Source organism: Vibrio neptunius, from assembly GCA_019339365.1.
In the GTDB taxonomy this organism is placed as follows: Bacteria; Pseudomonadota; Gammaproteobacteria; order Enterobacterales; family Vibrionaceae; genus Vibrio; species Vibrio neptunius.
Genome location: CP079860.1, coordinates 152,457 through 166,193 on the forward strand (window position 1 = coordinate 152,457; position 13,737 = coordinate 166,193).

Here is a 13,737-nt window from a genome sequence, read left to right on the forward strand (position 1 = left end):
AAAGCGCAGCTGTTTCTGCGCTTATTCTCAGTTCAAGTAAGGCTAGATCTTATCTGCGACTGCCAGTGCAGCGGATAAGGTGTCTGCTCCAAATTTAAGACTTCTTTCTGGCGACCAACCATAAAGTGGGTCAGGATAATCGTTATTATCTTTAAACGGCATTTCGATGGTGTAGGACAAGCACTTGAATTGCTCCGCGACCCAATTTGAACCGACTGTCAGGTTAGCTTTGCCCGGTTCATCTTTGTCATAGCCAAACTCATCTTGGAATTCAGGCGTCACGGTATGCAGTGCCTGTTTGAATGCAGTTTCAAGTGAAGCCAAGCGCTGATCATAAGAAGGAATGCCTTCTGAACCGGCAACAAAGTTGTAAGGAATGGCTTCATCACCGTGAATATCAAGAAACATGTCCACACCAGTTTCCAGCATCTTCTCTCTTACCAAGAAGACTTCTGGACTTTTCTCCATGCTTGGAGATTGCCATTCACGATTGAGGTTCACCCCCACCGCGTTGCAACGCAGGTGCCCGCGGATACTGCCATCTGGGTTCATGTTCGGCACAACATAAAGTACCGCTTTGTCGAGCAAAGCACGTGCACCAGTGTCTTCATCATCCATCAAACGCTGAATCAGCCCTTCCATAAACCATTCAGCCATGGTTTCACCGGGGTGCTGTCTCGCGATGACCCAGATTTTCTTCTTACCTTCTTCAGGTTCGCCAAAAGTCAGCAAGCTCATGTCATTAGCATCAAGGGTATGCCCAAGAGTTTCCAGTGTACAGTGATGAACGCTTTGCGCTGCATGCAATAGATCTTGGTGTCGGTCATAACTGTATGGCGCAAAATACGCAAAGTAGATTGAGCCATGTTCTGGGATCACAGTAAAACTCAGTGTATCTCCGTCAAATTCGGCCGGGACTCGAAACCACTCTTCTCGGTCATAAGACGCTACCACGTCATAATCCTTCCAACCCTCTGGATATGCAGAATTTTTCAGGTCAACGATCTGGATTGAGTGTGATTGCTCCGCTTCTGTCTCCAGTCGAAAGTGGAACCACTGATAAAACTCAGACTGATTGTCATTCGGGATCTTGAGTTGAATTGCCTCTTTATTATCGGCATTAACGACTTCAATATTACCACTTTCGAAATTGCTGAAGATCTTCATTGAACTACTTTCCTTATCAATAACAACGACTTTACCTAGAGACTAACACACTGGCTTGTGCACAAAAATGACAATCCATACACCTGATTAAAAGCCTCACTAGACGATGTGTTACAACGCAAACGATTTAGATCAATTTGTATGTAAATAGTTCTGCGTTTTTTCCAAAAACTCGTACATCCGTAATCTGATCTGAGATAATGGCATCAGTTTATAACACTCGGCAATTAATACTATTATCAGATTTTAATTCTATATCAAACTCTAAATATGAGGCTATTATGTGGAACAATCTCAATAAATCAATGATGTTCTGCCAAGCAATGTTTGGTTTATCATTCTATGGTGTCATGGTGATCCTGACCCGTTTCTTTTTAGAAGATCTGGGATATAGTGAGGCAGACACTATGATGGTTGTTGGAGCTTTTTCTTCTATAGGCCCACTGTTCGCTATCGCGGGTGGATTCATCGCAGATAAATTCCTTGGTGCCTACCGCTCACTCACCATTGCTTACGGCACTTTTAGTACTGGCTACGCGCTACTTGTACTCGGCGCATCAACAACAAATATACCAATGAGCCTTGTCGGTATCGCACTGGCGAGTTACGCTCGTGGTTTGATGTCTCCCTCTTACCCAAGCCTTTACAAACGTACTTTCTCCACTGAAGAGGAGTTTGAAAACGGCTATCCCGTTAACTACTCCGTCAATAACGTCGGTGCACTTCTCGGTCAGTACCTGTTCCCAATGTTGGTTCTTGCCATCGGCTTCCATGGCAGTTTTATGGTATCTGCGGTAATGGCTGGTCTCGCTTTTGTCACTCTGGTGATCTTCAGCAAACCCTTGGTCAACGTTGGTGAAGATATCGACAAGAACTCAGTGAGCCTGAAAAACTGGTTATCGTTCTTTGCCCTTTCAGCAGCGATGGTTGGCTTAGTGTTCTTCATGTTCTCAAATATGGATATTGGCCAGAACATTGTCTATGCCATCGGTGCTGCGGCTATCTTGTATTTCTTCACATTGATGATCAAGTCAGGCAAGTCAGATGCATTGAAAATGGGCACAATCCTTATCATGACTGTACTCACGACTTGCTTCTTCGTGTACTACGGTCAAATGATGACTTCAATGACCATAGTGACCATCAACACCATGCGTGGTGACCTGTTCAACATAATCCCTATAGCTCCAGAAGCTTCGATGGCAATGAACCCACTTTGGTGTATTGTTGCTGGACCCGTGATTGCTATGACGTTTTCTTCTCTCGAGAGAAAAGGCATCAACTTTTCCACGGCGACAAAGATAGGCTTTGCGTTTATTTTCACCGCTATCGCTTTTGGTATTCTGACAATAGCAGTAATGAATGTGGGTGAAGACGTTGTGATTCGTCCTGAAGTCTTCTTAGCGATTCACTTCTTCCAAGCATTTGCCGAAGTTATTGTTGGTAGTTTAGTCGTAGCCTTTATCCTTTCAGTCGCGCCAAAACACATTGAAGGTTTCTCTGTGTCACTCTTCTCAGTGGCGATAGCACTGAGTGGTATCGTGGGCGCGGTATTCTCAACCTCAATCGCGCTTGAAAAAGGGCAACAAATCACGCAAGAGATCGTACAGAATGTTTACGGCGATTACTTCCAATTACTGACCGTACTCGCCGTTGCAATGGTAGCCATTGCTCTAGTTGCATCGGTTATCATTCGCAAGATGCTAGACGCGGCTCGTGCAGATGAGCAACCTGAGTTAGTTGAAGCAGAAAACTAACCGATCCAAGCAACAGAAAGCCCCGGTTCAAATCCGGGGCTTTGGGTTAGTTGCTAGCGAAATAAATGTAGGCAATTAATCTCTATCGAAAGCTCGGTAGTTGTAGTCTACATGTACAACAGGTTGGTAGGTAATCTGACCGTCAGAGTACATACGGTATCCCCCAGTGGGCAGTGAACAAAACTAAAGAACTGTCAAAACCAACCCAACCAAGATCAATGTGGTTCCGGTAAAACGCGTAACCAAGAACTTTTCCGATAACCAAATAATCCCAAACACCATGCCAAACACTATACTGAGCTGCCTTAACGCAACGACATAGCTGACATTGTCTGTCATTGTCATCGCATACAGTACGAGACCATAAGTCGTCGCCATCATAGTACCCGCCAACGCGGATGGCTTTTTAATCATCCATGCTTGCTTAAAATCTTCTAATCGTCTGGTCACTAACAAGTAAACTACAAGACACACAGCAATAGACCAAAATTGGATGCCAAGATAAAAAATCGCAGAGCTCCTGTCACTTAACGCATGGCTAAATGTACTCTCCAAAACCAACAATGCCTCTTTATCTAGAATGGAATAGCCAGTGGTCCCTAGGGCAGCAAGCAGTGCGTAGCACACGCCCGCGTTGAAGTAGCCATTGACATGAAACTGCCTAAATGATTCTAAAGGCACAAATAAACAACCAAGCGTGATGAGCGAAAAGCCAATCCAACTGAGCGTTGACAACTCATAACCCAGAGCAACCGTACCCGCACCGACCATGAGCACAGGTAGCGCCCGCGCTATCGGATAAATGACCCCAATATCGGCATGCTTATAAGCAAAGCCCAGACCTAACAGGTAAATCATCTGCGCAATACCACTGAACAACAAAATCTGCCAAAAGACGTTGGGAAACGACGTTAAACCGACTTGATGAATGTACCAAATCACATAGGGCGTAAGCAGAAGTGCTACCGCTGAACTGCTGGCGAGAAAGAAAGCGGGCCCAGAAGCCTTATTATTTTTACTGAGCAAATTCCATCCTGCATGGAGAAAAGCAGAAATAACAACTAGAAAAATAGCCCAAACAGACATAGAGAACCTTTGTAAAAAGGGCTTCCAAACAGAAGCCCAGTAAATTGAGATTTGAGATTTAGTGGTTGAGTACCGCGATAGATTCAATACTGATCGCATCATGGCGCCAATATTCAATATCACAATCAATAATTTCACCATGCTGGTTGTAGTTGATACGTTCAACCACCATAGCGGGTGTGCCCGACGTGGCTCTCAACGCCTGAGCAGTATCTCCCAACAAACTGCTGGTACTGATGCGATAGCGAATTTTCTGATACACCATGCCGAAGTGATCACGATAGATATCAGTCAGCGATTTAGATAAATCGAAGTCCAAAAGATTAGGAAACAGCTCAGGGCGAATATAGTTAGTCACAAAGACTACTGGGCGATCTTCTAGGTACCTGACCCTATCGACTTGATAAACATCGGAGAATGGTTGAAGCCCAAGCAAGCTAGCCGCCAGCTTATTGGCGAGAATGCCCTTCGCCGCAATCAGTTCGGTCTTTGGAACACGGTGTTGTGCCAACGCCATATTACTAAAATTGAGCGTTTGAGTGGGATCATAGTTAAGTGGTTGCGGGGAAATAAACCAGCCACGGCGGTCTTCGCGATAGATACGACCTTCCGCTTCCAGCAATGACAAGGCTTCACGTAGTGTCACACGAGTGGTATCAAACGATTCTGCCAATTTACGCTCCGCGGGTAATTTTTGCCGCGGTGAAAGTAACCCTGATTCAATCTGCTCAACAATAGAATCTTTTATTTTTACGTATTGCACTCGTTGTCCTTACCTTTTGCGCCATGCCTGTGTTCTGTTTTCTAACCATTTCCCTAGCGTCATATGTACCAGCTTGGCAACTGAGGCTGAAATCATGATCATCACCGCCATTGCGGCTGCCGCGCCCGTTTGGCCTGCATCGTCCATATTTAATACAGAAACAGAAGCCGGAATGGTTTCAGTTGAATAGATGAATACTACCGCAGAAGTGGTGGTTAATGCATTAATAAACAAATACGTAGCGATATCCAATGTCGCAGGGACGCAGACGGGTAATGTGACTTTAAAGAACAACTTATATTGAGGTAGCTTGACGGAAGCCGCTGTCGCCTCGATTTCTGCTGGGATCTGCTTCAGCGCCGTCACCGCTGTCATATGGCCGACGGTGTAATAGTGAACCACGGTATTGATTACCAGAAAGGCCATCGTACCATAGAGAAAGCTCAGAGGGTTGTTAGCATCGTTAAAGTAGAATATATAGCCCAAGCCTAACACCATGCCCGGTACAGCCATGGGTACCACACTGAGCATTTGCATTGCCTGTCTTACCGGAGCAAAGGCGCGCCCTTTCTCGATGCAGTATGCTCCGACCAATATCAATGTTGTACCAATAATGGCAGTCCATGTCGCCAGTGACAATGAGTTGAAGTAAGGTTGCCAACCATAAGTACTCATCTCGGCGAAGTTATAGTTGTTCAGCGTTAATGCTTTATTCCAAGGCCAAAACGTCACCAGAGAACCATAAACCGCCATGCCCAACACCGTAATAACGGCTAATGAGATCAATGAACAATAAAGGAAACACGCACCATCTCGCAGTTTGTTCGGTTCAGGTTGATAAGGTACGGAACGCGTATCAAACAGACTCTTTTGCTTTTTCTGCACCCAGCGGTCTGCGACGAATGCTAACAAAGCGGGAATCAACAACAGAATACTGGTCACTGCACCCATAGAGAAGTTTTGCTGCCCTACAACCTGCTTAAAGATATCCGTGGCGAGAACGTTATAGCTTCCGCCGATAACTTTTGGCACACCAAAGTCACACACAACCAGAGTGAAGACAACAATCAAGGTACTGATCAAACCGTACTTCGCCGCAGGCAAAGTCACGATAAAAAATGTTTTAAGTGGCGATGTTTTCAACGCGCGGGCCGCTTCATACAAACGTGCATCAGATGTACGAAGTGAGGTATTCAGTATCATCAACGCGTGGGGAAAGGTCCAAAAGATTAATCCCAGCGAAATACCAATTAGGCCATATACGGAATTCCCACCCAAGATCTCTTTCGCCACACCCTGATTACCAAATAAAAAAATCAAGCTGATCGCAGGTAACAGCGAAGGAGCAAGAATAGGCGCAGTACCCAAGACATGAAACAAGCCTTTCATCGGCATACAAGTGCGAGTCAGCGCGTAAGCATAACCAAATGCCAGTACACCAACCACAGCGGTTACCAACAAGCCAACCGTCAATGTATTGCCGAGAGATTGCCACACGCTCGCCTGTGAGAAATAACTGGCAAAGTTGGCTAAACCAACAAATTCACCTTCCGTGCCCTGCACGCTTTTCGCCAACATCGCCCATAGTGGCATGACGATAAAAATCACCAGCAACGAAAATAGAATCGCAAGTAAACCAAACAAGACGATGTTATCGCGGCTGATTCTTTTTAGCTGGCTGGTAGAGTGGTTCTTCAGAGCAATCAGCGTCGAATTATTCATTGTATTACTGTCCATTGCATTCATCCTAAGCCGCAATCGCTTTGTCGCCATTTGGGCTTAACACTGGGTATGCTCTTGCTCCTCGCTCAGCAAACTGAATATAACGAATATCACCAACGCGTAGCTTGATGTTTTGCGCTTGTTCACCGGAAACATCAACAAAGATGGGAGCTGCGAGCTTGTCGTGCTGCAACTCACACTCATATCGGCAGAACGACCCTAAAAACTCATGGGTACGAATACGAACTGGCAACGCATCTTTTATTTCTTCGGAAAAGCGAATGTTCTCGGGGCGGATTGCTAAGTCAAAACGATCGCCACGAACCAGATTTCGGTTTTCCAACACCGGGGCTTGAATGAGGGACTCCGCAATGCGTAGATGACTGTCAGTTGCGACTGAAGCACCGATAAAATTCATACTACCAACAAACTCAGCTACAAATCGGGTAGCAGGCTGTTGATAGATTTCTTGCGGCGTACCCACTTGCTCAATAACACCGTGATTCATGACCACAATGCGATCTGCCATTGATAGCGCTTCATCCTGATCATGAGTCACCATAATAGTGGTGATACCCAGCTTACGCTGCAGCTTACAAATCTCATCACGTAAATGAACGCGTACTTTGGCGTCCAGCGCAGATAGAGGTTCATCAAGTAGTAGCAGACCCGGGGAGAGCGCTAATGCACGCGCAAGCGCGACACGCTGCTGCTGACCACCGGATAATTGATTTGGATACTTTTGCCCAGATGTCGGCAGCCCAATCATCTCAAGCCACTCATCGACTTTTTCCAAGGCTTCTTGATTCGACATGCCTTGGTTCTTTAGACCAATAGCGATATTTTCCTGAACGGTCAGATTGGGAAACAAAGCATACGATTGGAATACAATGCCAAAATCGCGCTTTTCAGGCGGCAGGAAAGTCGTCTCTTCACCATGTTGAGAAATTGAACCTGAAGTGGGAAGATCGAGGCCAGCAATGGCTCTCAGTAGCGTAGTTTTACCACAGCCAGAGGGGCCTAGGAAACAAACAAACTCGCTTTTTTCAATGGCAAGTGAGATATTGTTAAGCGCTGTGAATTGTCCGAATTGCTTTACAACGTTTTCAATCTGTAGATAAGGTTGGTTAGTTGGCATAACACACTCTCCAAATGGTATATACCAACTATAATTCTGGTTTATTTCAGACGCATGACAAATTTATAGACCAAAGATGACAAAAACATGAAAGGCAGGATGGTTTCACCACAAGAACCGACTCCGATTAATCCCAAGTGACAGACATTTTGTAATATGGGATATTACCTTTGTAAAAGCGCTGGCCCTGCTCTGTCATACCAAATCTTTTATACAGCGTTAATGCACTTTCGCGAGCATCACACCAAAAAACGATAACGCCAGTATTTTGCAATTGACTAATTATAACCTTGAGTACGCTCGAACCTATTCCCTGCCCTTGATACTCCGGAGAAGTGGCAAACTTTCTCAATCGAGCCACATCATCGGTAACAAATACAGAAGCGACACAAACAAGCTTCCCCGCGACAAATGCACCAAAATGTAAGCTCGCGTCATCTTCTTCTAAACGACAAAAATCGACACTCTTTTCTGGCCAAAGTACCTGATGCCGTAAAGCAAGCGTATCTTCTGCTGATATTTTTCTAACGTCCATGACTTTCTCTACTTCGAATAACCTTTGAACAAATTTGCCTGTGATCAAGCCAAAATGCAAAAGGGAGAGCCTATGCTCTCCCTCAAATACTCAGTCGTAAGAAACCAGTAAAGTTATCTAGACCTTATGATTTTGGCTCTGATTTAGCATCAAATTTCGCAGACCAGGTTGCAAGAATATCTGCGCGCTTGCTACCCATTTGAGCAAAATCCATCTCTGCCATGTTCTCTTGTACATTAGGGAAGTGAGAGACGGTCGCTTTAACCTCTTTATGAGCAACAACCGGGTACATTTCTACATATAGCTCGTTAGCCGCTTTAGAAATAGACCAATCAACCACGCGTTTGGCCGCTTCGGACTCTTTGACTAAGCCTACCGCTTCTGACTCCCAACCAATGCCCTTAGGTGTGATCACAGCCAGAGGTGCGCCCTGACTCTTCAACTTAGCACCGCGGCTAGCCATAGAAATACCAATCGCTACTTCGCCCATACCCGCTTGTACACATGGCTTAGAACCTGAGTGGGTATAATGTGCGATGTTTTTATCCAGTGCTTTCATGTAGTTCCAACCTTTGTCTTCACCCATGTTTTGTAGCCATGCAGAAACCTGCATATAACCTGTACCGGACGACGCTGGGTTTGGCATAGCAATATGACCTTTGTAAACCGGATCTGTCAGGTCTTGCCATGAAGTCGGTTTAGGTAAGTTCAACTGTTTCGCCACCACTTCATTGAAACAAACGGCATTGAAAAACGCATCATTACCAAACCAAGCCTGATTCGATTGAGGGTCGTTAAGGTTCGCATGCAGAAACTCTATACCTTTAGGCGTGTATGGTTTAAGCAAGCCTTGCTCTTTCAATAATGCCATTGAAGAGCCCGCTAAACCCCATACTACTTCTGCGCGTGGATTATTTTTTTCTGCCAGTAACTTAGCCGTCATGATACCTGTAGAGTCACGTACCCACTTGATCTTGATGTCTGGGTTTTGTTTCTCAAACGCAGACTTGTACTTTGCAAGAATATCCGTTTCAAAAGCGGTGTAAACCGTTACTTCCTGGGACGCCATTGCATTCGTTGCTAGTAGAGAGACAAGCGCAGCCAGCGCTCCTTTCATCAAACGGTTGTTCATCATTTTCTCCAATTTAAGACGATGTGTTTAAGACCGATTGACATTGCATCCTCTTTGCAAAAATCATTTGGTCTGTACCAGTTGGTGATATACACCCTAAAGTGGCTTTGTGACAATCCTATGAATAATAAATGGCACTTTTTAGAAACCTGCCCAAAAGTTTGCCTCACAACAAGCGGGCGATGTTAAAGTTTTATGAATTTGATTTTTTGTCTATTTACTCATCGTTTTCTGCCCTGTTAGAGTGAGCTTTAGTTCTGGTGTATACCAATTACAGAGATCATGGATATTAGGATGAAAAACGAATACTTACTGCTAACCCCTGGGCCACTTTCAACATCGGAAACGGTCCGTCAAGCTATGTTAAAAGACTGGTGTACTTGGGATGATGAATACAACAAAGACATCGTAGAAGTGATTCGTACTAAATTGACAAAGCTGGCGACTCAACACCAAGGCTATACGAGTGTGCTTATGCAAGGCAGTGGTACAGCGTCAGTAGAAGCCACCATTGGCAGTGCGATAGCAAAAGAGGGCAAACTGCTCGTTGTTGACAACGGTGCCTACGGTGCTCGAATTGCACAAATCGCACAGTACCTGAATATCCCTTGCCATGTCGTTTCCCCGGCGAAACATCACAGCCGCATTTGAACGAGGTGGAAACTGCATTGGCAACGGATCCAAGTATTACTCATGCCGCCATTGTCCATTGTGAGACAACAACTGGCATACTCAACCCAATTGAATCCATCACTCAACTGGCAAAACAACACGGCAAAGTTGTTATCTTAGATGCGATGTCTAGCTTTGGCGCTATTCCAATGGACATTGGCGACATGGGCGTCGACTTTATGATCAGCTCTGCCAACAAATGTATTCAAGGTGTACCTGGATTTGGTTTTGTCATCGCAAAACAAAGCGAATTGGAGCGATGCCAAGGGCAAGCTCGATCACTGAGTCTAGATCTCTATGATCAGTGGAAGTGCATGGAAGTGAACCATGGCAAATGGCGTTTCACTTCTCCAACGCACACTGTACGTGCTTTTTACCAAGCTCTGTTAGAACTTGAACAGGAAGGCGGGGTTCAGGCACGTCATACTCGCTATCAGACTAACCAGACAACCTTGGTCGCAGGCATGCGTTCATTAGGCTTTGAATCATTGTTAAGCGATGATCTTCACTCGCCAATTATCACTTCTTTTTACTCCCCTTCGCATCCCGACTACCAATTTAAGGCATTTTATGACCGCCTAAAAAAGCAAGGGTTTGTCATCTATCCGGGTAAGGTATCCAACGCAGATTGCTTCCGAATTGGCAATATTGGCGAAGTCTACCCGCAGGATATTGAGCGTTTGCTCGGTGCAATCAAGAACGCCATGTACTGGAAAGAAGCGCAAACGGTAGCTTAATCATGACTCAGTCGATAAAACCCACCCACTTTCGCAGTGAAGGCGACGTGAATACCACCCCTGCTCGACAGGCTTGGAACGCATCCTTAAACGACGAGCGTACGCAAGCACTGCTACAGCGCGATAGCGACGTCTTTCTGCATCAGGCCATGTCTACACCCTGTCTGGACACACTTGAAGCAGCCTGTGGAATCTATATTCAAGATGCCACAGGCAAAAAGTACATGGATTTTCATGGCAACAACGTTCACCAGCTTGGCTACGGTCATCCACATGTGATTAAGCGAGTCACTGAACAGATTGCAAATCTGCCATTTTCGCCTCGCCGTTTCACCAATGAAACCGCGATTCAGTGTGCTGAAAAACTCACGCAGATCTGTGGTGGAGACCTCAACAGAGTCTTGTTCGCCCCGGGCGGCACATCGGCTATAGGCATGGCACTCAAGTTAGCTCGTCATGTTACCGGCAATTTTAAAGTGATCTCTTTGTGGGACTCTTTTCACGGTGCCTCTCTGGACGCAATATCTGTTGGCGGTGAAGCCTGTTTCCGTGAAGGTATGGGCCCTTTAATGGCAGGAGTTGAACGTATTCCGCCCGCGGTATCCTACCGCGGAGCTTTCCAAAGTGTCTCTTCTGATGGTAGCGATGTTCACTATGCCGATTATCTGGAATATGTGGTTGAAAAAGAGGGAGGCATTGGCGCTTTTATTGCCGAAGTTGTTCGCAATACCGATGTTCAGGTGCCAAGCAAAGCCTACTGGAAACGTATTCGTGAGATATGCGACAAGCACAATGTCATGCTCATTATTGACGATATTCCTAACGGCATGGGGCGCAGCGGAGAATGGTTCACGTATCAAGCCTATGACATCGAACCTGACATATTGTGTATTGGCAAAGGTTTGGGCGGTGGATTGGTTCCCATTGCAGCGATGGTCACCAAAGACAAATACAACACTGCAGAGCAGATTTCTATGGGTCATTACACCCATGAGAAGAGCCCAATAGGCTGCGCCGCCGCACTCGCGACTATAGAAGCCATTGAACAACAAGGTTTACTGGAAAAAGTAAAAGACGATAGCGAATTTGTACGTGAAAAACTGCTGGAAATGAAACAGAAATACCCAGTAATCGGAGACGTTCGCGGCATCGGTTTACTTTGGGGCGTAGAACTCGTGACAGATAGGCAAACCAAACAAAGAGCGTTTGATCAAGCGGAAGCCGTGCTTTATCAATGTCTAAATAATGGCCTCAGCTTTAAAGTTTCTCAAGGCAATGTGATTCAACTCAGCCCACCATTAATTATTTCACGTCAAGAACTTACCGAAGCGCTGGCTATCTTTGAAGAAGCGATTGCCAATATATGTAATGAACACAACGACTGATAACAGGATATCAATTATGACTCACTCTCACTCACCGATTCAGGCTGTCATCTTTGACTGGGCTGGCACCATTGTAGATTTTGGTTCATTCGCACCAACCAGCATCTTTGTTGAAGCGTTCAAACAAGGTTTCGACTTCGATATCAACTTAGCAGAAGCACGCGAGCCTATGGGGCTTGGTAAATGGGACCACATTCAGGCGGTAGGCCGCCTTCCTGCTGTAGACAAGCGTTGGAATGAGCAGTTTGGTCGCTCCATGAATAGTGATGACATTGACCGCATTTACGCGACTTTTATGCCCCTACAAAAAGCAAAAGTCGCTGACCACGCAGAACCCATCCTGAACGCGATTGAAGTTGTCGATGGTTTAAAAGATCAAGGGATCAAGATTGGTTCTTGCTCTGGTTATCCTCGTGAAGTCATGGATGTGTTAATCCCTGTCGCTGCTGACTATGGCTATAAGCCTGATTACGTTGTGGCAACTGACGACCTTCCTCAAGGAGGCCGCCCTGCACCTTATATGGCACTAAAAAACGTCATCGAGCTAAACGTTACGGACGTAAAGGCATGTATTAAAGTGGATGATGCGGCACCGGGCATAGACGAAGGACACAATGCGGGTATGTGGACGGTGGGTTTGTTGCTGTCTGGCAATGAAGCGGGACTCACCTATGAACAATATCAGGCAGCGGATGAAGCGACACTAAATACTGCTCGCGAGAAAGCGAAAGTGAAGTTAATGAAGAGCACGCCACACTACCTGATTGACACCATTTCTCAGCTACCAGAAGTGGTTAGAGATATTGAGCGCCGACTGGAAGCGGGTGAACGCCCGTAAACTCATCGCTCGTGTCTAGCGCACAAGCCAGTAGTTCAATCCTACTGGTTTGTGATTTTAGAAAGATATAAGGCTTTGTATTCCAGTAAAAAATTCGAATTTGATTTGAGCATCTTGATTGTCAACCGAAATGTACCCGTAGCCCTTAGTATCGTGCCACTCACTAATGGTTCCTTGAATCGCCATTATGGTCCCTCACTCTCTCAAGCTCCCTGCCTAAGACGCCTTAGCCGAACACAACATATTCTCATTTTACTTCTAAGTTCCAGTTTAGCCGCATAATCAACAGATGGCATAAAAAGAATCAAAATGTTTAGCACACCTAATATTTACATCAAAAATCAATACTGACAGATTCTGACACTCCCCTGCCATACACTTGTTTCCGAAGTCAACTACACCACAAAAGGAATCATACAATGGAAAATGTGATTGAAATCGTTAGCTTTAAGCTACTGGCAGGAACAACATCTGAAGACTTTATCGTAGCAGCCAATCAAAGCCAAAAATTCGTTGCGACATTAAAAGGTTTCCAATATCGTTCTCTAAGCCACAATGCAGAAAATGATACTTGGACCGATGTCGTCTACTGGGACTCAATGGAAGATGCCAAATCGGCGGGCGAGCAATTTGTTCACTGCGCAGAGTGTCAGCCATTAATGGCATTGATTGATTCAGAATCGGTCAACATGCAACATCAAGTTCTACGTATGTGCGACCTTGCCGCTAAGTACCAATAGGCTTGACTTAACGCGAACTTAAGGAGGGTGCATAATGCGCCCTTCTGCAATGAGAAAGTAACGAG

11 protein-coding genes and 1 pseudogene are annotated in these 13,737 nt (G+C 45.4%); 5 read left to right on the forward strand and 7 right to left on the reverse strand.

What is annotated here, in order from left to right; all coding sequences use genetic code 11:
- Positions 1–42 precede the first annotated feature (42 nt).
- The gene (locus KW548_17335; GenBank protein ID QXX08886.1) at positions 43–1,167 is read right to left on the reverse strand and encodes a hypothetical protein; all 1,125 of its coding nucleotides are present in this window, start codon (positions 1,165–1,167) and stop codon (positions 43–45) included.
- Between the two features lie 281 nt (positions 1,168–1,448).
- On the opposite strand from KW548_17335, the gene KW548_17340 reads away from it, so the two are divergent.
- Entirely contained in the window at positions 1,449–2,924 is a 1,476-nt protein-coding gene (locus KW548_17340; protein QXX08887.1) for a peptide MFS transporter, read from the forward strand.
- A gap of 183 nt (positions 2,925–3,107) precedes the next feature.
- On the opposite strand, the gene KW548_17345 is transcribed toward KW548_17340, so the two are convergent.
- The 6 genes from KW548_17345 to KW548_17370 form a co-directional block, all read right to left on the reverse strand.
- Positions 3,108–4,010, reverse strand: a complete 903-nt coding sequence (locus tag KW548_17345; GenBank protein QXX08888.1) for an EamA family transporter — start codon at positions 4,008–4,010, stop codon at positions 3,108–3,110.
- 58 nt (positions 4,011–4,068) lie between these two features.
- Complete coding sequence (gene phnR / locus KW548_17350) at positions 4,069–4,773, reverse strand: phosphonate utilization transcriptional regulator PhnR (protein ID QXX08889.1); 705 nt, start codon at positions 4,771–4,773, stop codon at positions 4,069–4,071.
- A 9-nt stretch (positions 4,774–4,782) separates the two neighbouring features.
- The gene (locus KW548_17355) at positions 4,783–6,510 is read right to left on the reverse strand and encodes a putative 2-aminoethylphosphonate ABC transporter permease subunit (protein ID QXX08890.1); all 1,728 of its coding nucleotides are present in this window, start codon (positions 6,508–6,510) and stop codon (positions 4,783–4,785) included.
- A gap of 10 nt (positions 6,511–6,520) precedes the next feature.
- Positions 6,521–7,633: a putative 2-aminoethylphosphonate ABC transporter ATP-binding protein gene (locus KW548_17360; protein QXX08891.1), complete on the reverse strand. Its 1,113-nt coding sequence runs from the start codon at positions 7,631–7,633 to the stop codon at positions 6,521–6,523.
- Positions 7,634–7,760: 127 nt separating this feature from the next.
- The gene (locus tag KW548_17365; protein QXX08892.1) at positions 7,761–8,168 is read right to left on the reverse strand and encodes a GNAT family N-acetyltransferase; all 408 of its coding nucleotides are present in this window, start codon (positions 8,166–8,168) and stop codon (positions 7,761–7,763) included.
- Positions 8,169–8,292: 124 nt separating this feature from the next.
- Entirely contained in the window at positions 8,293–9,303 is a 1,011-nt protein-coding gene (locus KW548_17370; GenBank protein QXX08893.1) for a putative 2-aminoethylphosphonate ABC transporter substrate-binding protein, read from the reverse strand.
- Between the two features lie 291 nt (positions 9,304–9,594).
- Between KW548_17370 and phnW the strand changes: the two are divergent.
- The 4 genes and pseudogenes from phnW to KW548_17390 all read left to right on the forward strand — a co-directional run bounded on the left by phnW (position 9,595) and on the right by KW548_17390 (position 13,672).
- Positions 9,595–10,709 (forward strand): annotated as a pseudogene (gene phnW / locus KW548_17375) (2-aminoethylphosphonate--pyruvate transaminase).
- A 2-nt stretch (positions 10,710–10,711) separates the two neighbouring features.
- Positions 10,712–12,094 carry an aspartate aminotransferase family protein gene (locus KW548_17380; GenBank protein QXX08894.1) on the forward strand — a complete coding sequence of 461 codons (1,383 nt, stop codon included), beginning with the start codon at positions 10,712–10,714 and terminating at the stop codon, positions 12,092–12,094.
- Between the two features lie 16 nt (positions 12,095–12,110).
- The gene (locus KW548_17385; GenBank protein ID QXX08895.1) at positions 12,111–12,932 is read left to right on the forward strand and encodes a phosphonoacetaldehyde hydrolase; all 822 of its coding nucleotides are present in this window, start codon (positions 12,111–12,113) and stop codon (positions 12,930–12,932) included.
- A gap of 419 nt (positions 12,933–13,351) precedes the next feature.
- Positions 13,352–13,672, forward strand: coding sequence for a hypothetical protein (locus tag KW548_17390; GenBank protein ID QXX08896.1), 321 nt, complete (start codon positions 13,352–13,354; stop codon positions 13,670–13,672).
- Positions 13,673–13,737: the final 65 nt, after the last annotated feature.